The 21,116-nt window shown below is 57.7% G+C and carries 19 protein-coding genes; 9 read left to right on the top strand and 10 right to left on the bottom strand.

Annotated elements, in window-relative coordinates; translation table 11 throughout:
- Positions 1–157: 157 nt before the first annotated feature.
- The 3 genes from rpiA to ACQE3E_RS14150 all read left to right on the top strand — a co-directional run bounded on the left by rpiA (position 158) and on the right by ACQE3E_RS14150 (position 3,236).
- Positions 158–835: a ribose-5-phosphate isomerase RpiA gene (rpiA, locus tag ACQE3E_RS14140; RefSeq protein ID WP_064025659.1), complete on the top strand. Its 678-nt coding sequence runs from the start codon at positions 158–160 to the stop codon at positions 833–835.
- Positions 836–935: 100 nt separating this feature from the next.
- Positions 936–2,609 carry a formate--tetrahydrofolate ligase gene (locus ACQE3E_RS14145; protein ID WP_427500680.1) on the top strand — a complete coding sequence of 558 codons (1,674 nt, stop codon included), beginning with the start codon at positions 936–938 and terminating at the stop codon, positions 2,607–2,609.
- 195 nt (positions 2,610–2,804) lie between these two features.
- Positions 2,805–3,236 (top strand): bacteriohemerythrin, encoded by a 432-nt coding sequence (locus ACQE3E_RS14150; protein WP_427500681.1) that lies wholly within the window; start codon positions 2,805–2,807, stop codon positions 3,234–3,236.
- 58 nt (positions 3,237–3,294) lie between these two features.
- On the opposite strand, the gene ACQE3E_RS14155 is transcribed toward ACQE3E_RS14150, so the two are convergent.
- The 5 genes from ACQE3E_RS14155 to ACQE3E_RS14175 all read right to left on the bottom strand — a co-directional run bounded on the left by ACQE3E_RS14155 (position 3,295) and on the right by ACQE3E_RS14175 (position 9,707).
- Positions 3,295–3,819 carry a chemotaxis protein CheW gene (locus tag ACQE3E_RS14155; protein WP_281020671.1) on the bottom strand — a complete coding sequence of 175 codons (525 nt, stop codon included), beginning with the start codon at positions 3,817–3,819 and terminating at the stop codon, positions 3,295–3,297.
- 12 nt (positions 3,820–3,831) lie between these two features.
- The gene (locus ACQE3E_RS14160) at positions 3,832–5,865 is read right to left on the bottom strand and encodes a methyl-accepting chemotaxis protein (RefSeq protein ID WP_064025667.1); all 2,034 of its coding nucleotides are present in this window, start codon (positions 5,863–5,865) and stop codon (positions 3,832–3,834) included.
- Positions 5,866–5,904: 39 nt separating this feature from the next.
- Positions 5,905–8,088 carry a chemotaxis protein CheW gene (locus ACQE3E_RS14165; RefSeq protein ID WP_427500682.1) on the bottom strand — a complete coding sequence of 728 codons (2,184 nt, stop codon included), beginning with the start codon at positions 8,086–8,088 and terminating at the stop codon, positions 5,905–5,907.
- The gene (locus ACQE3E_RS14170; protein ID WP_082885370.1) at positions 8,085–8,417 is read right to left on the bottom strand and encodes an STAS domain-containing protein; all 333 of its coding nucleotides are present in this window, start codon (positions 8,415–8,417) and stop codon (positions 8,085–8,087) included. Before ACQE3E_RS14170 ends, ACQE3E_RS14165 begins: the two co-directional genes overlap by 4 nt.
- Positions 8,418–8,495: 78 nt before the next feature.
- The gene (locus ACQE3E_RS14175) at positions 8,496–9,707 is read right to left on the bottom strand and encodes a methyl-accepting chemotaxis protein (protein WP_064025672.1); all 1,212 of its coding nucleotides are present in this window, start codon (positions 9,705–9,707) and stop codon (positions 8,496–8,498) included.
- A 90-nt stretch (positions 9,708–9,797) separates the two neighbouring features.
- On the opposite strand from ACQE3E_RS14175, the gene ACQE3E_RS14180 reads away from it, so the two are divergent.
- From ACQE3E_RS14180 to ACQE3E_RS14190, 3 genes are read left to right on the top strand one after another with little or no spacing between them, the layout of a single operon-like run.
- Positions 9,798–10,619 (top strand): CheR family methyltransferase, encoded by an 822-nt coding sequence (locus ACQE3E_RS14180; RefSeq protein WP_427500683.1) that lies wholly within the window; start codon positions 9,798–9,800, stop codon positions 10,617–10,619.
- Positions 10,616–11,212: a chemotaxis protein CheD gene (locus ACQE3E_RS14185; RefSeq protein WP_064025676.1), complete on the top strand. Its 597-nt coding sequence runs from the start codon at positions 10,616–10,618 to the stop codon at positions 11,210–11,212. Before ACQE3E_RS14180 ends, ACQE3E_RS14185 begins: the two co-directional genes overlap by 4 nt.
- 23 nt (positions 11,213–11,235) lie before the next feature.
- A complete protein-coding gene (locus tag ACQE3E_RS14190) occupies positions 11,236–12,333 on the top strand; it encodes a protein-glutamate methylesterase/protein-glutamine glutaminase (RefSeq protein ID WP_313729967.1) in 1,098 nt (365 codons plus the stop codon).
- 12 nt (positions 12,334–12,345) lie between these two features.
- On the opposite strand, the gene fucP is transcribed toward ACQE3E_RS14190, so the two are convergent.
- Positions 12,346–13,614, bottom strand: a complete 1,269-nt coding sequence (gene fucP / locus ACQE3E_RS14195) for an L-fucose:H+ symporter permease (protein ID WP_427500684.1) — start codon at positions 13,612–13,614, stop codon at positions 12,346–12,348.
- Between the two features lie 12 nt (positions 13,615–13,626).
- A complete protein-coding gene (locus tag ACQE3E_RS14200) occupies positions 13,627–15,819 on the bottom strand; it encodes a glycoside hydrolase family 3 N-terminal domain-containing protein (protein WP_427500685.1) in 2,193 nt (730 codons plus the stop codon).
- Positions 15,820–16,053: 234 nt separating this feature from the next.
- Here ACQE3E_RS14200 and ACQE3E_RS14205 point away from each other — a divergent pair, with 234 nt between their 5' ends.
- Together ACQE3E_RS14205 and ACQE3E_RS14210 are read left to right on the top strand one after the other, a co-directional pair.
- Positions 16,054–16,953, top strand: coding sequence for a carbohydrate kinase family protein (locus ACQE3E_RS14205; RefSeq protein ID WP_313729962.1), 900 nt, complete (start codon positions 16,054–16,056; stop codon positions 16,951–16,953).
- 36 nt (positions 16,954–16,989) lie between these two features.
- The gene (locus tag ACQE3E_RS14210; protein WP_313729961.1) at positions 16,990–17,133 is read left to right on the top strand and encodes a hypothetical protein; all 144 of its coding nucleotides are present in this window, start codon (positions 16,990–16,992) and stop codon (positions 17,131–17,133) included.
- A gap of 201 nt (positions 17,134–17,334) precedes the next feature.
- Here the strand turns inward: ACQE3E_RS14210 and ACQE3E_RS14215 are convergent, their stop codons facing one another.
- A complete protein-coding gene (locus ACQE3E_RS14215) occupies positions 17,335–18,219 on the bottom strand; it encodes a LysR family transcriptional regulator (RefSeq protein WP_071157984.1) in 885 nt (294 codons plus the stop codon).
- Between the two features lie 160 nt (positions 18,220–18,379).
- Here ACQE3E_RS14215 and ACQE3E_RS14220 point away from each other — a divergent pair, with 160 nt between their 5' ends.
- The gene (locus ACQE3E_RS14220) at positions 18,380–18,958 is read left to right on the top strand and encodes a beta-class carbonic anhydrase (protein WP_064025688.1); all 579 of its coding nucleotides are present in this window, start codon (positions 18,380–18,382) and stop codon (positions 18,956–18,958) included.
- A gap of 205 nt (positions 18,959–19,163) precedes the next feature.
- On the opposite strand, the gene ACQE3E_RS14225 is transcribed toward ACQE3E_RS14220, so the two are convergent.
- Positions 19,164–20,573: an esterase-like activity of phytase family protein gene (locus tag ACQE3E_RS14225; RefSeq protein ID WP_313729960.1), complete on the bottom strand. Its 1,410-nt coding sequence runs from the start codon at positions 20,571–20,573 to the stop codon at positions 19,164–19,166.
- Positions 20,574–20,693: 120 nt separating this feature from the next.
- Positions 20,694–21,035: a zinc ribbon domain-containing protein YjdM gene (locus tag ACQE3E_RS14230; RefSeq protein ID WP_168029538.1), complete on the bottom strand. Its 342-nt coding sequence runs from the start codon at positions 21,033–21,035 to the stop codon at positions 20,694–20,696.
- Between the last annotated feature and the right edge of the window lie 81 nt (positions 21,036–21,116).

A 21,116-nucleotide genomic window follows, 5' to 3' on the forward strand; every position in this document is an offset into this window, starting at 1 on the left:
ATTCCTCGGCATGAACCGGTCGGCATGCCCCGTTTCCGACCGGTTGGTCGGCGTAAAAACAGCTGAGAGATCGGCGTTAATCGGTTATTATCCCATACAATGACGGGTCGAACGCCGAGTCAGATTTATAAGAGCATACTCATCAGGATTTCCTACCATGACGCAAGACGAATTAAAAAAACAAGTCGCCCAAGCCGCTTTGCAATACTTGAAAAACGTGCCCATCATCGGCATGGGCACCGGTTCGACGGTAACTCATCTGATTAACCTATTGGCCGATTGCGACTTCAAAAACGACATCGAAGGCGCGGTGTCCAGTTCCGGCAAAACCACCGAGCATTTACGCTCCATCGGCATTCCGGTCCTTGAACTGAACCAAACCGGCGATCTGGAAGTGTATGTGGACGGCGCCGACGAAGTGACGCCGCATAAAAAAATGTTGAAAGGCGGTGGCGGCGCGCTGACCCGCGAAAAAATCATTGCCGGCGCCAGCAAGAAATTCGTCTGCATCGTCGACGAAACCAAATGCGTGGACATCCTGGGTAAATTCCCGCTGCCGGTCGAAGTGCTACCGCTATCGCGCAGCTTCGTCGCCCGTCAATTGGTGAAAATGGGCGGTCAACCCGAGCTGCGGATGAACAAAGAGACCGGGGCCAGTTACATCACCGACAACGGCTGCGAGATTCTCGACGTCTACAATCTGAATATCGTCGACCCCGTCGAAATGGAAAAAGCCATCAATAATATTCCGGGCGTCATCACCAACGGCCTGTTCGCGTTGCGCGACGCCGACGTGGTACTGGTTGGCAAAGGCAGCGAAGTCATCAGCTACTAAGCTCCGCCCACCGCGCTCTACCGGCGGACCCAATGTCAACGGTGTCCGCCATTGCTTACCGTTACCCTATCGCCACAAACCGTCATTCAGGAAACACCCCATGTCCGACATCGAAATCGCCCAACAGGCGAAAATGCGCCCGATCATTGAGCTCGCCGGCGAGAAATTCGGCATACCCGCCGAACATTTGGACCCCTACGGCCATTTCAAGGCCAAGCTGTCGCTGGAATACCTGAATTCCCTGCATGATAAGAAAGACGGCAAACTGATCCTGGTCACCGCCATCAGCCCCACCCCGGCCGGCGAGGGCAAAACCACCACCACGGTGGGTTTGGGCGATGCCTTGAATCGAATCGGCAAGAAAACCATCATCTGCTTGCGCGAACCCTCGCTTGGCCCCTGTTTCGGCGTCAAGGGCGGCGCGGCCGGCGGCGGCTATGCGCAAGTAGTGCCGATGGAAGACATCAATCTGCATTTCACCGGCGATTTTCACGCGATCGGCGTCGCCCATAATTTACTGTCGGCCTTGATCGACAATCACATCAACCACGGCAACCCGCTCGACATCGACCCGCGCCGCATCCAATGGAAGCGCGTCGTCGACATGAACGACAGAGCCTTACGCAAGATCGTGGTCGGCATGGGCGGCGTGGCCAACGGCTATTTGCGCGAAGACGGCTTCGACATCGTCGTGGCGTCGGAAGTGATGGCGATTTTATGCCTGGCCACCAGCCGCGCCGATTTGAAGGAGCGCCTGGGCCGCATCGTCATCGGCTATAAATCCGACAAGGTCACGCCGGTTTACGCCCGCGACCTGAAGGCCCACGGCGCGATGGCGGCGGTACTGAAAGACGCGATCAAACCGAATCTGGTGCAAACCCTGGAGAACAATCTGGCCATCATCCACGGCGGCCCGTTCGCCAACATCGCTCACGGCTGCAACACCGTCACCGCCACCAAAACCGCGTTGAAACTGGCCGATTACGCGGTCACCGAGGCCGGTTTCGGAGCGGATCTTGGCGCTGAGAAATTCATCGACATCAAATGCCGGATGGCCGGTTTAACACCGTCGGCCGTGGTATTGGTCGCGACGGTAAGGGCACTGAAATTCCACGGTGGCGTGGCCAAGGACGAGTTGAATCAGGAAAATCTGGCCGCGCTGGAAAAAGGTTTCGCCAATCTGGAACGCCATCTCAGCAACATCCAAAATCATTACGGCTTGCCGTGCGTGGTCAGCATCAACCATTTTACCTTTGACACCGATGCCGAAATCCAATTGCTGAAAAGCAAGTGCGAGGCCTTGGGCGCGAAATGCGTGATCGCCAAACATTGGGCGCATGGCGGCGCCGGCGCGGAAGAGCTGGCAAACGCCGTGTTGGATATTGTCGACCACCGCGAACCGGAATTCAGCTTCGTTTACGACAGCGAGTTGCCGCTGTGGAACAAGATCGAAGCCATTGCCACCAAGCTCTACGGCGCCGCCAACGTCTCGGCCAGTCCAAAAGTGATGAGCGAAATCAAGGCCCTGCAAGCCAGTTACGGCCATTTTCCGATCTGCATGGCCAAAACCCAAATGTCGTTTTCGACCAATCCCAACAGCAAGGGGGCACCGTCGGGACACACGGTCGAAATCAGCGAAGTGCGGCTGGCCAACGGCGCCGGTTTCATCGTCGTCATCGCCGGCGACATGATGACCATGCCCGGCTTGCCGAAAGTGCCGGCCGCGGAGCGTATCGACATCAGCGACGACGGTGTCATCAGCGGCTTATTTTAACGCTAAGCGTCAGCGAAAGTGCTCGGGCTGGCGGCTTCGGTTCCAAGCTCCGAGTCATTTGCCACCATCGCCGCTTGTTTGGCGTTCTGCTATGCTTAATCGACCATTTTGATAGCGACGACACGTCAGCGGTAGGTTTGCGCTAACGGTGTTTTCGTTATCGATGCGTTGAAGGCGCCAAACGGAGGCACTGGCATGGCAACATTCATTTGGCAGGACCGATATTCGATAGGCGACGCGACAGTGGACGACCAGCATCGGCAAGTGTTCGAGCTGGCCGAACAGGTCCTGGGCGCTAGCGACCGCGACGAACTGATTCATTTGTTCATTCGTTTTTTCCGGCACATCCGCGAACACTTCCATTGCGAGGAAGCGCTGATGAAGAGCCTCGATTACCCCGGCTACCAAGCCCATGTCGCCGCGCACGATCAAATGCTGGACGAACTCATCCACCTCAGCAGCGAAGTGCGCGGCGACCGTTGGAATCGATCGGAAATCACCCGCTTTGTCAACGACTGGATATTGGTACACATCGTTGAAGTCGACCGCTTGCTGGGCGACTTCCTAGCCGACGTGGCGGCGTCAACCACGCCGAGCCAAGCCGATCTCAGACTCCATTCGCACTGATCCAGCCCTATGCCTCACGCGGCCGGAAACACTAGTGTCGATGCTCGGTTAAGCCGAGTCAGTCCCGGTCTGCAACCAACTCGCGCAGCTGCGACAACTCTTCCAAAGACAAGACTCGCCCGATCGCCAACAAAATGATGAAGGCGTCGTCTACTCGCGCCATCGCCTGAATGAAATCGGTGCGGATATCGGTACCGAAATCCGGCGCCGGTTGGATATTGGCCGGCGGTATCTCCAAAATCTCCCGTACTTCATCGACCAGCATTCCGATTAATTGACTGGATTCAGCCACTTGCACGGCCACCAACACAATACAGCTCAGCTTGCTGATTTGGGTGGGCTTATGGCGTAATCGGGCAGCCAGATCGATAACCGGCACCACGTTACCGCGCAGATTGATCACGCCGTGTATGTAATCCGGCGTCAACGGCACCCGAGTCACGTTGACGATTTCGATGATTTCCTTGATATCCAAAATGCTGACGCCAAAGGTCTCGTCACCCACCAGAAAGGTCAAATATTGGCCGACCTGCTCCGGCACGGCCAACGAATTTCCCAACTCGCTCCGCATTAAATTCGTCATGGCCGGCTCCGCCTAAAAGCGTTCGAAGTCTTGATCGTTAAAATCCAGACTGTTGTCCGCCGAAGCAGGCGCCACGACTGGTTTGATGCTATAGGGCTTGGCAACGTTACGCGCCGGCCCGCGCATCGAAGAAGCGCCGCGACCGTTCGACGCGGCCCCGCGCCGGCCTTCGTTCACCTTGAAAAATGCCACGGCCTGCTGGAGTTGCACGGCCTGACCGTTCAGCTCTTCGGCGGTCGCCGCCAATTCCTCGGCGCTGGCGGCATTCTGCTGAGTGGCTTTATCCAATTGCCGCATGGCGTCGTTGATTTGATTGATGCCGCTGGATTGCTCCACCGACGCGGCGCTGATTTCTTGAACCAGGTCGGAGGTTTTTGCAATATTAGGCACCAGGGCGTTGATCAAGGCCCCGGCTTTTTCGGCGATCGCGACGCTACTGCTGGCGAGTTCGTTGATTTCCCCGGCCGTGACCCGGCTGCTCTCGGCCAATTTCCGCACTTCCGCCGCCACTACCGCAAAGCCCTTGCCGTGCTCGCCGGCCGAGGCGGCTTCTATCGCGGCATTCAGCGACAACAGATTGGTTTTATAGGCAATGTCTTCAATCAGGCCGATCTTTTTCGCGATATTCTTCATCGCCGCGACGGTCTCGTTGACCGCCGCTCCGCCCTCGCGAGCGTCGTTCGCGGATCGGACCGCCATTTGCTCGGTAACGTGGGCATTTTCGGTATTTTGTTGAACCGAGGCGTTGAGCTCCTCAATCGACGATGTGGTTTCCTCAACGCTGGCCGCCTGTTCGGTGGCCGCCTGACTCAACGACTGAGCGGTGATACTGACCTGTTCCGACGCATTGTTGAGATTGTCCGAATTGAACCTAACCTGCTGAACCACCCGCCCCAACTGGTCGCGCATGTCTCGCAAAGCCTGAGCCAATTGGCCGATTTCGTCCTTGCCTTCGACTTCCAGATCGGCGCTGAGATCGCCATCCGCCAAAGCCTTTGCAAAACCGACGCCGGTCACGATGGGTCGGGTGATTAAATTGGCTAAAAAGATGGCGATCAACACCCCCAGGATCAACGATACCGCGATCGTCACCAAGATGATTTTATTGGCTTCCGAAACCAAGCTGTCGGCATCCTGCCGCGCGATGTCCAGTTGCGCGAAGCCCGATTCCTCGGCGGTCTGGGCTTGCTGGATAACGTCGTCGCCGGCGTCGAGCATTTCCTTGCGCATCAGCTTCATTTGCTCGTCGTTGTCTATCCAGGTTTGCGCGGCCTGATGGTAATCGTGCGCCGCCGTTCTGGCATCGGCGATAATCCGCTTGCCTTCTTCCGTCCCGGCAATCTTTTCCAGATCGTCATAAATGCCGATCAACTCGGGCAACCAAACCTGCATTTTTTTCCAGGCCGCGCGATCCTTCAGATTCAACTCCTCCTTTTCGGCGCGCATGATCTCCAAGGCCTTGATGTAGGCTTGGGTCGCGCCAACATAGCGCTGCACGAATTGATCGAGTTCCGCCGCGTTGGCGCCTTTGTCCTTGGCCTCTTGATAGCGGGCGACTTGGCGTTTCAAATAAGCATCGGCGGCTTTCGCAACCGCATTGCCTTTTTCCACCATGGTTTCGGCGGCTTCCTTATTGGCGGTGTACCCGGCCAACACAGCCTGAAACTTCTCGCCAAATTTAGCGGCGCCGCTTCTGGCTATTTTCGATTGGCTCAGCAGTTCATTATTGCCGTACTGTTTGGCCACCTGATCGATTTTGTCCAGGTAAACCGACAGCTTCTTTAAACTTTCGAGTAACTGTTGGGCGTCTTCCTGCTTTTGGGAGAGCCGGTACGAACGTTGCGCCACTAAGGCTTCCAATGCCATGCGTTCCACGCCGGTGGCGTATTCGACGGCTTTTCCGTTGTTGTCGGTGATGCCGAACAGCGCCCCGGACACTTCGCCGATGTAAACGCGCGCCAGCAAGCCGAATCCGACGGTAATCGCCACCAACAGCATGGCACCCGTCAATATTTTAGTTTTTATTCTGAGATCGTTGATGTTCATCGATAGACCCTGTTTGGCAAAGGAAAAAGTGATTTACTGTCACGCGCTGGATGCGGTTAATCGGGATGGGCGGCGCGTCATGGCGGCCTGGACCAGGCCGGGAACATCCAAAATCAAGGCCACGGTACCGTCGCCGAGTACCGTGGCGCCAGTAATACCGGTCAACTTTTCGAACACCTTGCCCAGCGGCTTGATGACGGTTTGGTGCTCGCCATGCAATTCGTCGACGACGAAACCGGCCTTGCCGCGACCGGATTTCACCACCACCATGCTTTCCCGACGCCCCTCGCCGGTTTCGGTTCTGGGTTGCTGGAAATATTCGCTCAAGCGCAGGTAAGGCAACACCTGACCGCGCAGATTGATATAGTGCTCGACCTCGTCGATGTTGCATTCCTTATCACCCATCTCCAGACATTCGTCGACCAGATTGAGCGGAATGATGTAACGCTCGCGGTCGCAGCCAACCATGAATCCGTCGATGATCGCCAGCGTCAGCGGCAGCTCGATCCTGATCGTCGTGCCTTGGCCTTCGACGCTGTCGATCGCGACGCTACCGCGTAGCGCTTCGATGTTTTTCTTGACCACATCCATGCCGACGCCGCGCCCGGACAGGCTGGTCGCTTGTTCCTTGGTGCTGAGACCGGCCGCGAAAATCAGACCGTAAATTTCCTGGCGACTCAAACTATGATCGGCCTTGATCAAACCGGCGGCAATCGCCTTGGCGACAATTTTGTCGGCATTCAAGCCGGCGCCGTCATCGGAAACCTGAATGACAATGTGGCCGGACTGATGAAACGCGTTCAGATGCACGCTACCCTGGGCCGGCTTGCCGGCCGCCAAGCGCTGCTCCGGGGGTTCGATGCCGTGATCGAGCGCGTTTCTGACCAAATGCGTCAGCGGGTCGTTGATCTTTTCGACCATGGCTTTATCCAATTCGGTTTCGCCGCCGCTGATATAAAGCTCGATATCCTTGCGCAACTCCTTGCCAACATCCCGGACCACGCGCCGAAACCGCGAAAAAGTTTCGCCGATCTGCACCATCCTCAGCTCCAACGCGGTATCGCGTATCGATCCGACCAACGCGTTCATGCCGGCCGCGACATCTCCGGCATCGCCGAGACCATGGCGCTCGACGATTAAATTCATCGCCGCGCTGGAGATCACCAATTCGCCGACTAGATCGATCAGATGGCCCAGTTTGCCGGCATCGACGCGGATGTAATTCGCTTCCGCAGCCAACTTTTGCTTGGTCTGCTCCTGTTTCAGCAAGGCATGCTCGACGATGGGTTGCTGTACCACCTGTCTTTCCACCAGGATTTCACCAATCGGCTTGCCGGCTCCGGCGCATCGGGCGGCATCCTGTTCTCGCAACGCGGAGTCGATTTCGCCGCGCGTCAGGGCGCCGATTTCGACCAACATATCGCCGAGCTTTTGCCACTGCGACGGCTCCAAATTGTCCAATAACCCCAAGTAGTCGCTGAGCTTGGCGTTCGGCGGCAAAATTTTGATGTCGCAGTCGTCGACGATAAATTCGAAAACCGATTCGATGGTTTGCTTGTTCGCCTCGCTTTGCAAAGCGATCTTGAAATGCAGATAACAGCTTTCGGGGTCCATCGAATCGCCGGCCGGCATCGTCGGCGCCAGCGTCAATATCTGGCGAATCTCGCCCAGCGTGGTCAAATAGCGAATGAACGACAAGGGGTCCATGCCGTTGCGAAACGCATTCTCGCCGAATGCCAACGAAATGAGCCAGTGGTCGTCCGCTGAAATCGGTCCGCCGGCTTCACTGGTCAATACCGAAGCTTCCGGCGCCGGGCTAACCGCACCTTCGCACCGTCCGCCCAAACGGCCGATCAGCAAGCGCCCGCGTGCCACCAAATCCTCCGGCAACGCCGTTTCCGGCGCCGCCAGACAATGTTCAACCAGCTGGGCAACATGATCCTTGCTGTCCAACAACACGGAAATCAATTCGGCGTCGATCGGCCGCTCGCCCTGGCGGACGCCGTCAAGCACCGTTTCCGCTTCGTGCGTGAAGGCAACGATCGGATCGAATCCGAACAGCCCCGACGAACCCTTGATGGTATGCATGGCTCGAAACAAGCGGTTCACGATTTCGGCATCGCCAGGCGCCGACTCCAGCGCCAGCAACGCGTCTTCCATATCGTTCAGCAACTCGCCGGCTTCCTGGGCAAAAATGTTTAATGCGGCATCGAAATCGCTCATGATTCATTCCCACTTGCGGTTAACACCATCGGATCGCCGAAATGCTCGCCCAGGTTCAACAATTCGAAGACATCGACGACGGCCTGACTATGGCCGATCAGCCGCATTGCGACATCCCGGCGCGCGCACTCTTGTTTCATGTACATCAACAACTGCACGCCGGCGCCGTCGAACTCGCGAACGGCGGATAGATCGATCTGCAATTCGCTGGCGACATCCAGATAGGCCGCCAATTGCCCGCGCGCATCGCGGACTTGATAGATCGTCAACTCAGCCTGCGCGGCGAGCTCCACTCGGCCGCCATCCACCGTTATTTCCCGGATGCTCACGAAACGCCCCTCACTACCGACCGGAACCGGCCACAAAGTTATCGTAATCGCCGAAGCCGCCGACGATTTTGTCTTGGATCAGAAAAACGTGATATCGCCGTCGTCCGCCGGCCCGGCACTCTCGACAGCCGCGCCTGAAGTATGATTGATCAGCTCTTCCGGCATCGTATAGCTTAGCTCCATCCTGGAAAGAATTTGCGCGACATCAAGGCTGCCGGCATGCCAGTCGCTACTGTCGTGACGGGTTTCGACCGCATTTTGCAGGCCTTCGAGATTGTGCTCGACATGGCTGAGCATTTGGCTGACCCGATCTTGAAATTGGAAAGCGATGAGTACCGAGAAAATCTCGTCGCGAATTTGGGCGCTATGACCTCGCAACAGATTGCCTTCGCTCTTGGAAGCATCCAGCGCGCGCTGCAAGTCGTCCAGCGCGGAACGTATCGACTGTTCCGCGTCGCGGATGGTTCTGTCGTCATTGCTGCCGGAGGCTTCCGACAATTTCAACGTCGACTCCATCGCCCGATTGATATCGCCGATGGCCTGACTGATTTTTTCGCCGGTTGACGACGAAAATCCGGCCAGCTTGCGGACTTCGTCGGCAACCACGGCGAATCCGCGCCCATTTTCGCCGGCGCGGGCAGCCTCGATCGCCGCGTTCAGCGCCAACAAATTAATTTGCTCGGCCACTTTGCGGACCTCCTTGGCCATCGAGTCCAACTGGCGGGTGTGCGACGACAATTTTCGAACTTCGTCGACGACGGTATGCTCGACTTCCTGAATTTGGCCCAAGGCCGCCAGCACAGCCGATAGCGCGCCGCGGCTCTCGTTGAATAGCGAATCCACGCTACGTCCGCCTGAGTTTTGGCCGGTGCCGGCAATCAACTGTTCCAGGTTGCCCGCCATCGCCGCGAAGCGATCGGTCAACACGGTGATTTCCCGTTCGGTGTGGGTGCGGGAGGTCTGAACTTGCCTCAGTACTATCGGCACGACTTGCAGGAACAAGCGCTCCAATTCGCCGACGTAAATCTTTAAATCGTTGACTTTATCGTCTTCGTCGCCTTGCCAGAATTGCGCGCAACGCTGAACCCGCTCGCGCAAGCGCACCGCCAAATATTGGCCGACCACAAACCCGCCGAGAACCAGACCGGCGGCCAGCGCCCACGAAAGTGGACTAAAATTCCCGAGTAGGACGACGGCCGAGCTGCTGAGCACGCTCAAACCGATCGGCAATAGACGGAAACTGGTGGCATCGGAAAGTTCGGCTGTCGATAGACCGGCTGGGGTTGGCATAGTGGTTCCGGAATTGAATAAAATGACTACGATTGATCTTAGTGGGTTTTATGGCATCATTCAACTTAACGGCGGCCCGTTATTCGGTTTGTGGAGGACCCAGTTATCAGCATTTCGCCCATCACGCCGGAAGAGTTCGAGCGGTTTCGCCGCTTGCTGCAAGAACACGCCGGCATCGCGCTACTCCCGGAAAAACGCGTCATGGTCGCCAGCCGCTTGGCTAAACGTCTGAACTTTTACGGCCTCGACAACTACGGCGCCTATTTCCGCCTAGCGACCGATCCCGAACACCCGGACGAGTTCCAGCTACTGGTCAACGCGTTGACCACCAACGAAACCTATTTTTTCCGGGAACCCAGCCATTTCGAGTTCCTGCGCGACAAGATGCTCCCCGCCTGGCCGACTCAGCCGCTCAGAATCTGGAGCGCGGCTTGCTCCAGCGGCGAGGAGGCGTATTCGCTGGCGATGGTGCTGGCCGACAAAGGCCGCAATCGAGCCTGGGAAGTCCTGGGTTCCGACCTCAGTACCAGAGTACTGGAGGTCGCCAGAGCCGGCATATATCCACTGGACAGAATCGAACAATTGGAGCGCCGTCTGATGGAAAAATATTGCCTGAAGGGCGTCCGCAGCCAAGCCGGCCATTTCCGGGTCAACGCCGAGCTGCGCGAACGCGTCAAATTCGAGCAAATCAACCTGACCCAGCCCTTGCCAGGCCATCTCGGTAAATTCGACGCGATCTTTCTGCGCAACGTGTTGATCTATTTCGATCCGGATACCAAAAAACGCGTCGTCGAAAATCTGTTGCCCGCGCTGCAACCGCACGGCTACTTCGTCGTCAGCCACTCGGAAAGCCTGCACTCGGTCACGCAACGCCTGCAAACCGTCGTACCCTCGATCTACCGACTGTCATGAGAGCCACCCCTTACCGCAATACCCAACGCATAACCATCGATCCGGGCGAGCATTACGTATCCCGCAAGCCGGAAGTGATATCGACGCTGCTGGGCTCTTGCGTCGCGGTCTGCCTGTACGATTCGGTCAACGGCGTGTTCGGGATGAACCATTTTCTGCTGGCTTACAAACAACAAGCGGCAAATACGCCTATTATTCAGTCCGATTACGGCCGCTACGGCATTTATTCGATGGAATTGTTGATCAACGACATGATGAAAAAAGGCGCCGACCGCTCGCAACTGAAAGCCAAATGTTTCGGCGGCGGCAACGTTCTGAAACTTCGCGAAGACAGTTGGAATCGGCCGACGGTCGGCGACGTCAACGTTCAATTCGTTCGCGAATTTTTAAAAAACGAAAACATACCGATCGTCAGCGCCTGCCTGGGCGGCGACTACGGTCGCAACGTGCATTTCATGGGCAGCGATTTTTCGGTGTATATCAAAAAAATCGGCCACGGCCTGGAGCTGGCGGTGGTTCAGGACGAACGTCGGTTCTGGAAAAAAACCTTGGACGAAACCAAACGCACTACCGGCGACATCGATTTCTGGTAGCCACCCTCGGCAGGACGATTACTATGACGGACATCAAAATCTTCATCGTGGACGACTCGGCGGTCGTCAGACAGGTATTAACCGCGCTACTGGCCGACATTCCCGGTTTCAAGGTCATCGGTTCGGCGCCGGACCCGATCTTCGCGCAAGCCAAGATGGAAAAAGATTGGCCGGACGTGATCGTGTTGGATATCGAAATGCCGAGGATGGACGGCATCACCTTTCTGCGCAAACTGATGAGCGAACGGCCGACGCCGGTGGTAATTTGCTCGACGTTGACCGCGCGCGGCGCCGAGGTAACGATGCAAGCCATGAGCGCCGGCGCAGTGGATATCATCACCAAGCCTACCGTCAATTTGAAAGGCTTTTTGCAGGAAGCCCAAAGCCAGGTTGCCGACGCAATCCGCGGCGCCGCCCGCGCCCGCGTCAAAAAGACCGCGCCGGCCGTCCCGAAAGCCGCGTTGATCGTCAATCCCAAATTGAACGCCGATTCGGTGATCCCACCCTCGACCGCGACGACGATAGGCGAAACCACCGACCGGGTCGTGGCGATCGGCACTTCGACCGGCGGCACTCAGGCCCTGGAATACGTATTGACCCGACTGCCGCGCACCACGCCGGGCATCGTCGTCGTGCAACACATGCCCGAAGCCTTTACCGCCGCGTTCGCCAAGCGCCTGGATAGTTTGTGTCAAATCAACGTCAAGGAGGCCGAGCAAGACGACAGGGTCATTCCCGGCTTGGCGCTGATCGCGCCGGGCGGCAAGCATATGTTGCTGAGGCGTAGCGGCGCCCAATATCGGGTGGAAATCAAGGACGGCCCGTTGGTCAGTCGGCATCGGCCGTCGGTCGACGTGCTGTTCCGCTCGGCGGCCCAGGCGGCCGGCCGAAACGCATTGGGCATCATCATGACCGGCATGGGCGACGACGGCGCCCACGGGATGAAGGAATTGCACGACACCGGCGCCTTGACCGTCGCACAGGACGAGGCCAGTTGCGTGGTCTACGGCATGCCCAAGGAAGCCGTGAAACTGGGGGCAACCGACGGCGAACTGCCGCTATCGGCGATACCGGAGTTAATCATCCATTCGCCGACTCGCGCCAAGTTCCTGAAAGGCTGAAGCGCTAAGGCATTAAGCAACTTGCAGCGCGCGGCACCGCCAGCCGTAATAGCCGATGTACAGATAGCACAGCAGCGGGACGATAAACGCATGTTGTATCCCCCAGCGATCCGCCAACGCGCCTTGCAGCACCGGTAAAATCGCGCCGCCGACAATCGCGGCGCAGAGTATCCCGGAGCCTTGCCCGGTATGTTTGCCCAAGCCGGTCAAGGCCAGCGAGAAGATAGTCGGAAACATGATGGAGTTAAACAAGCCGACCGCCAAGATCGTCCACATCGCCCAGCCGCCGCCGATCAGCATCGTCGCGGCCACCAAGCCTGCCGCGCTCAAGGCGTTGAACGCCAGCACCCCGCCGGGCGCCAATGAACGCATCGCCGCCGCGCCGACGAAGCGGCCGACCATCGCCCCGCCCCAATAAAACGACACATAGCGACCGGCTTCGGCGTCGGTGAAGCCGCCGATGTCCGGCTGGCTCAGAAAACTCACCAAGAAGCTGCCGATAGACACTTCGCCGCCGACGTAAACAAAAATCGCCAGCGCGCCCAGCACCAGATGTGGATAACACCAGGCGCTGGCCCGGCTGTCGCCGCCTACGCCACCGGCTGACGACGCTTCGGCTTCGACGGCCGGCAGTTTCAGCAGCGCAAACACGACCGCCAGTAAAAACAGCACCGTCGCCAACAGCAAATACGGATGCTGTACCGCCGCCGCTTCGACGGCCTGATAGGCCGCCAAGTCCTCCGCGCTCAAACCTTGAATCTGCTCTGCGCTTTTCACCGCCGTCGCCAATATCAACCAGGACCCGAAAAACGGCGCCAGCGTGGTGCCCAGCGAATTGAAGGCCTGAGTCAAGGTCAAGCGGCTCGATGCGGTTTCCGGTGGCCCAAGCACCGTGACGTAAGGGTTAGCGGCGACCTGCAACAAGGTAATTCCTGAAGCCAACACGAAAAACGCGGTCAAAAACAGCGGGTACAGGCGCAGCCAGGCCGCCGGATAAAACAACAGACAACCGCAGCCAGCCACCGCCAAGCCGATAACGATGCCCCGTTGGTAACCGAGCTTTTCGACCAACAGGCCGCTCGGCACCGACATCACGAAATAGGCCGCGAAAAAGCAAAACTGAATCAGCATCGCCTGGAAGTAATTCAACGTGAACACCGCCTTCAAATGCGGAATCAGAATGTCGTTCAGGCAGGTGATGAAACCCCAGATGAAAAACAGCGAAGTCAGGATCGTCAGCGAACCCAGATACGGGTTGGCGGCTTTCCGCGCGTCGGTCATGGCACTCTCCGCTTAATTCGGCAAGACACTGAACGGCACGGATTCGTCGCCGACCATCACCTTGAAATCGCCCGGTTCGACGACACGCCGCATATTCAATCCGATGAAGGACATGGCCTGAGCCGTCAACGTAAAATGCAAGGTCTTTTGCTCGCCGGGCTGCAATTCGACTTTCTCGAAGGCTTTTAGCTGCTTGACCGGGCGCGATACCGAAGCCGCTATGTCGTTCAAGTAAACCAGCACGGTTTCCTTGCCGGTCCGCGTGCCGGTATTTTTAACCTTGACGCTAACTTCCACGCTGTCGCCGGCTTTGATTTGCGCCGGTTTCACCAACAATCCACTGGTTTCGAAACGGGTGTAACTCAAACCGTGGCCGAACGGATACAAAGGCCGATATTGATTGGTCTCGTAAGCTTCGATGGGTTTATGGTCGTAGGGCGTGATGTCGTTGACCGCGCGCGGGTAGGAAATCGGCAGTTTGCCGCTCGGGTTGACATCGCCGAACAAAATGTCGGCCAGCGCCGCGCCGCCTTCCATACCGGGCAAAAAGCCCAATACCACCGCCCTCGCCTTTTCCGCAATTTCGGTGATGATGCGCGGCCGGCCGCCGAAAGTCACCAACACCACCGGCTTGCCGATTTCGAAGATCGCCCTAGCCAACTGCAGTTGCACCGGGTCCAGGGCCAACGAGTCAATATTGCCCTCGGTTTCGGTATACGGTTTTTCACCCAGCGCCAGCACTACCACATCGTGTTTGCGGGCTTCGTTAACCGCTTGCTCGATGTTGATTTCATCGCTGAAACGCTGACCGCCGACAAAGGTGACTTGGCCGCTGGTTTTACGCTGAATCGCCTGCAACAACGTCGGATACTGTTTCGGATACAGTTCCTCGGACGCGCCTTGCCAGGTAATCGTCCAACCGCCGTTCATCACACTGAGCAGATTGGCGGTCGGACCGGTCACCAAAATACTGGCTGTTTTGGACAGCGGCAGCATGCGGTTGTCGTTTTTCGCTAATACGATGGCTTCCCGCGCCGCTTGTCGATTGACCTCAACCGCCTCGGCGGTCGCGAAATAGCCGGCCACCGGCAAGGCCGGCTCGGTACGCTCGAACAGACCGGTTTGGAATTTGACGCGCAGAATGCGCGCCACCGCCTCGTCGATACGGCTGAGCGGCACTTCGCCGCTTTTGGCTAAATCCAGCAATAAATCGTAAAAGCTGAAATTGAACGGCACCATGCTCATATCCACGCCGGCCATCACCGCCATCTTCACCGCCTCGCGCGGGCTGGCCGCCAGTTTGTCGCGGGTGTGCAGACGGATGATGTCTTCCCAGTCCGACACCGTGAAGCCTTTGAAACCCAGTTCGCCGCGCAGGATCTCGGTCAGATAATGATAATTGGCGTGGCCGGGTATGCCATCGACTTCGGCCGAGTTAATCATCACGGTCGGTGCGCCGGCCAATACGCCGGCTTCGAATCCGGGTAAAAACCATTCGCGCAAGGCCCGTTCGCCGATCCAGGCCGGCGTGCGATCCTTGCCGTTCAACGGATAGCTGTAGCCGACGTAATGCTTTAGACAGGTCGGCGCCTTGTCGGCGGCGGCCATATCCTCGCCCTGGTGGCCTTTAATGAACGCGCCGCCCAGGATTTGCGCCAGATGCACGTCCTCGCCGTAGGTTTCCCACAATCGCGGCCACAGCGGCTGTCGGCCAATGTCCATCACAGGCGAGAAATTCCAGTCCAAACCGGAAGCTTTGACCTCGCGGGCGACGATTTCGCCTTCCTTGAACGACAATTCGGGATTGAAGGTCGCCGCCATGCTGATCGCCTGCGGAAACAAGACCGAGTTTTGGGTATAGGTGGCGCCGTGGATCGCGTCGATGCCGTAAATCACCGGAATTTTCAAGCGCGACCGCGCGGCGGTGTCCCGAATGCTTTGGGTGATGTTCCGCCATTTTTCGATAGGCTGGGCACGGTTGTTCGGCGTGGTCGGCGTATTCAGAATCGAACCGACGTGATGATTAAAGATGGCGTCGTCCAATTTGGCTTGATCGACCGGATTCTCGGCATCCTGACCATTGGCGACCGACACCACGCTGAAGTCGATCTGGGTCATTTGGCCGACTTTTTCTTCCAACGTCATTTGCGCCAATAGCGCTTGCACTCGCTCTTCCACGGGACTTGGGTTGGGTTCAGCGCTCAAGACGGACTCCGACAAAACGAATAAGGAAAGGGACACTAAAACGGCTTTGATATTCAAGGTTTTGGTAAAGGTAACGGGATAAACCGGCCGGCCGGCGAACATACCGGCCGCGACGCGACCGGAAAAACGGACGACATTAAATCATCTGCCCGCCTGCGTCTCAAGGCATCGCCGGACTTTTCCGGTCGGTTCGGAAGGTATAATCGCTCATTTAACCACGAACACAATCCGCCGATGACAACGAACGCCCAACGCTTGGATGTACTTTGCATAGGTCACGCCAGTTACGACCTGGTATTCGCGATTTCGCACCATCCCGGTCCCGACGAAAAGACCGTCGCCGACGACTTGCTTGGCTGCGGCGGCGGACCGGCCGCCAACGCGGCGGTGGCGGTCGCCCGATTGGGCGCTAGCGCCGGCTTCTGCGGCTATTTGGGCAACGACGTCTACGGCGACAGCCACTTGCGGGAATTGCTGGCGGCCGGGGTCGGTACGCAATGGGTGGTGCGCGGCGATTCGCCGACGCCGCTATCGGCGGTACTGGTCAAGCCCAACGGCCAACGGGCCCTCATCAATTACAAAGGCGGGACCGAAGCCTTGCCGGCCGAGCGATTAAGCTTCACCGGCCGGGAAGCCAAAGTCCTGCTTTGCGACGGTCACGAACCGGGACTATCGCTGACCGCGCTGGCGGCGGCGGACGACCAGACCGGCAGCGTGCTGGACGGCGGCTCGCTGCACGCCGGCACCTTGGCCCTGTTGGACAAAGTCGATTATGCGGTTTGCTCGGAAAAAATGGCCGTGCAATATGCCGGCGACGAACAGGCGGCGCTGGTCAAATTCGCCGAACTCGCGCCGGCCGCCGTCATCACGCTCGGCGCGCGCGGTTTGATCTGGCGGCGCGGCACGGAAACCGGCGCGTTGGAAGCGCCGCCGGTGCTGGCGGTGGACAGCACCGGCGCCGGCGATGCGTTTCACGGCGCCTTCGCCGCCGGTCTGGCCGCCGGCCTGGAATGGCAAACCCTGTTGCGCTACGCCAGCGCGGCAGGCGCCTTGTGCTGCACACGCTTGGGCGCCAGACCCGGCCTGCCGACGCTCGAACAACAGCTCGCGCTGCTCGCGCAATGGCGTCAGTAAACCAATACCGCCAAAATCGGCTCCCTCTGGACTCTATTGCGTGAATCCAAGGGAGCAAAAGCCGCCGCCGGCCAGGCGATAGGCGTGTATCCGCTGGATAACGACGCGGAAGCACAAGCAATTTACGCCAGTCATAAGCTTGAGCAACAGACTGAAACCAAGCAAATCGGTTTTAACTAAACATAATACGCCGATAGCCTGCGATTCCAGGTTTGGCGGATTTGGCAGAAGTTATCAGGCAAATCGAGATTTGCCACTCCGGGCGTAGCAGTGCAAAACGATATTCGCCGCTCACGGATTATCAGTCGGGCCTGTTTTTGACCCGCAATCGCGACTCGGCGGCCAACTTGGGTCCATCCGAATCGTCTCTTGCCTCTCGCGTCACTTACCGAAATAGTCCAGCAGAAATTCGACGAAGGCGGTGAGTTTGGCCGGATAAAATCGGCGTTGCAAATAGGTGGCGTAGACCGCCAGCGCCGGGCGCTGGTAATCCTTGAGAATTTCGACCAACTCGCCATTTTGCAAATGCGGCGCGGCCGACAGGCGCGGCGCCCGCACGATGCCCATGCCCAACGCGGCGGCTTGGCATAGCGCCCGGCCGTTGTTGGAGGCCAGCAACCAATCCACTTTAATCCGCTGCAATTCGCCGGCGACGTTAAACAACCAATAATCGCCGTGCGGTGTATCGACGTAATGCAGGCAGCGGTGGTCGCTCAAATCCTCTATATGTTGCGGCGTGCCTTGTTCGGTCAAATAGGCGGGAGACGCATAGGTGCATAGTTCGGTTTCTGCGATCTTGCGCGCCACTACGCCGGGGTCCAGGGTATCGGTGACCAACAGCGAAATGTCGAAGTTGCCGATGCGCAAATTAGGCGGTTTGTTGTCCAAGGTCATCAATATCTTGATTTCCGGATAGGTTAGCAAAAAGCGTTCGATGACCGGTACCATGTACATGCCGCCGAAATCGATCGGTGCACTGACCTTGATGTGGCCCTTGATGCGCTCGCCCATCTGACCGGTAGCGGCTTCCAAATCGGCCAAGTCCTCCAGCAACTGCCGGCTGCGATGGTAGTAAGCCTCGCCGGCGCTGGTCAAACTCAAGCTACGCGTGGTGCGGTTCAACAGAACCACGCCTAACGACGCTTCGAGCTGGGCCATATATTTGCTGATCATCATCGTCGAGCACTTCAATTCTCGAGCAACCGCCGAGAAGGTGCCGAGCTCGACGATCCGGCAAAACACCCGCATGTTGTTAAACTTATCCATGGCACCTATTTATAAACCTGTGGTTTAAGATTTATAAACCAATTCGCCTCTTTAAACCAGAGAGCAAGGTCGATAGAATGCGCCCCGGAGATAGTCGTTACATCGTCTGGTTTTGCTGTCTTAAACCAGACGTCTTTTCCCCCACCCCACCGAGGTAATTATGAGCAAAATTCTTAACGAAGTACTCCTAGCCAATCGCGGCTATGTCGCCGAATTCAACAAAGGCGATCTGGCGATGCCGCCCGCCCGCCAATTCGCCATTCTGACCTGCATGGACGCCCGCCTGGACCCTGCCAAATACGCTGGTCTGTCCGAGGGCGACGCCCACGTCATCCGTAACGCCGGCGGCCGCGCCAGCGACGACGCAATTCGCTCGCTAGTGATTTCTTATAAATTGCTGGGCACGAAAGAGTGGTTTGTGATTCACCATACCGATTGCGGCATGGAAACCTTTACCAACGAAATCATGAGCGATTTGCTGGCCAGCAGCCTGGAAACCGCCAGCGTCGACGCGTCCGGCTGGCACGATCACGGCGCGGGTCCAGGTTCCACCGACGGCAAATTCATCAATTGGCTGACCATTAAGAATCAGGCGGACAGCGTGTTGGAAGACGTCAAGCGCATCAAGGCCCATCCATTGGTTCCGGGTAACATTCCGGTGTATGGATACGTTTACGACGTCAAAACCGGCAGCCTGATCGAGGTTCCGGAGGCCACCGCGGCCGGCGCCGCCAGTTAAAGCGCCCGCCACGCGGAAAAATGCCGGCTCGTGCGTCACACCAGCCGGTTTTCAAGCATTTCCTTACTTCGAAAGCCGCCGATCGCGGCTGAAGCCGCTACAAGCATTTTTTTCGTTCTCCAGGCCGAAAACCATTTGACGATCGTCGGTGCAAGGCGACCGAGCGACTAAAGCCACGGCCATCTCAGTCGCCAATCCGGCCGGCTCAGTCGCGGCTTTTCCCGCGATAAGCGACCCAGCCCAGCAGAGCGGAACCGAACATCCAAAACGCCGCCGGTAGCGGTACCGGCGCGACGTAGCCGGCCAAATCGGCGGCCGAAGCCTTGTAGGCGTGCAGCACGCCCGGCAGCAGGCTGTATTCGTCGGTCAGACTGGCGGCACTACCATTTGAAGTCCACGCGCAACCGCTGGTTTCGCCCAGCGGGCATTGAATCGAGCCGGCATAAGGATCGGCATCGCTAAACCGAAAGTACACGTCGAATTGCTGGCCGCTACCGTTTTGAGTGACGCTGTAGTCGTTGTCGGTGCCGGCTAACATTAGATAACTGCCGTCGGCCAATTTAGGTCCTATTGCCAGTCCTTCCCATTTCTCCGGCGACTTATTGCCCAACGCCGCCAGCGTGTTGGCGTCCAGGTCGATAATTTGCGCGGACTTGCTCACTTTGGTATAGCTCGCACCGGAGTCCAGATCGATGTTGCTGACATCGGTCGCCCCGGCCAGATCGATCTTGTAGACTTCCTTATCGGCGGTCGCCAAATCGGCGCCGACTCCGACACCGCGATTGTTGCGCTCCAACACGAAAAACTCGTGGTCGTTGATCGCCACCAACGCCGATACGCCCTGGCCTTGGCCGGAACGCTTCATTTCGTAGGCATACTGCGCCACGGCGGCGCCGGTTTCGGTATCGAACTTGACAATGCGGTTAACTTTGCCGTTACCGGCCCCTTCATCCAGCATCGCGCTTTGCAGGATCGCGTAGGCGTATTTGCCGTCCGGACTGATCGCCAAGCCTTCGAAACCGCGGTTGGTGCGCTTGCCGGCATCGTTACCGGTGTCGGCCGCGTAATTGGCCGTACCGCTGGCGCTGTTGCGCGGCACCAGATTCGCCGGCGTCGCATAGGTTTTCACCACGGCGCCGGTGTTGCGGTCGATTTCGTACAAGGACGGACCGTATTCGTCGGACACCAGCAAATTACCGCTGCGCGGATTGACCACCACACCTTCCGGATCGAAGGCGTTACCCAAGGTTCCGGTCGGATTGGGGGCAATGCCGTTCAGGGCCGCGCCGGACTTGGAAAACTTCAGCGTTTGCAGCAGCGTGAAATTGGAAATCGCGCCGGTTTGGCTATCGATGTCCAAACTGAAGCGTTGCACGCGGGTCTCGTAATTCAACGAACCGCCGCCGGGACCGCGGTCGGACAAGCCCCACCACTCGTTACGGTTGGGATCGTAATAAATGTCGGAGAAAAAGCCGACCCGGCCGTCGTTGACCGACGTGCCGAAACTGTCGCCGGTCGCGCCGGAAATGGTCAATCCGTTGACGAAAACCGGTGTCGCTATAGCCGCATTGGCCAACAGCATCCCGGAGCAAAACAGGGTGGATGTTAAACGCATGAAGGATGTCTCGAATCATGGGATGGAAAAGCCCCGATTCTATCCAGCGTTTATGACAGCAACGTTGCAAAAAACCGTCGCTCGGCCTTAGTGGTCGGCCGTCCGGCCGACGGCGTTTGTTCAAGCCTTTTTAACGAATTCCGACTTCAAACCCATCGCGCCGATACCGTCGATCTTGCAGTCGATATCGTGGTCTCCGTCCACCAAACGGATGTTCCTAACTTTGGTCCCGACCTTGACGACAGCCGACGAACCCTTGACTTTCAGATCCTTAATCACGGTCACGCTGTCGCCGTCCTGAAGCACGTTGCCGTAGGCATCGGTCACGACCTTGGCCGCTTCGCCGGCGTCGGTGTTGGCTTGCTTCGCCCATTCGTGTCCGCACTCGGGACAAACATAACTTTCGCCGTCTTCGTAGGTGAACTCCGATTGGCATTGGGGACAGTTGGGCAGTTGAGTCATATCGAGCTCCAGGCTTGGTTTTAAAAAACCTGCCAATGTACAGCGCAACTGGCGAAAAAGTCAAAGCGCTTGGACGCGACC

It is taken from the genome of Methylomonas sp. MED-D, assembly GCF_050276835.1.
Classification (GTDB): domain Bacteria; phylum Pseudomonadota; class Gammaproteobacteria; order Methylococcales; family Methylomonadaceae; genus Methylomonas; species Methylomonas koyamae_A.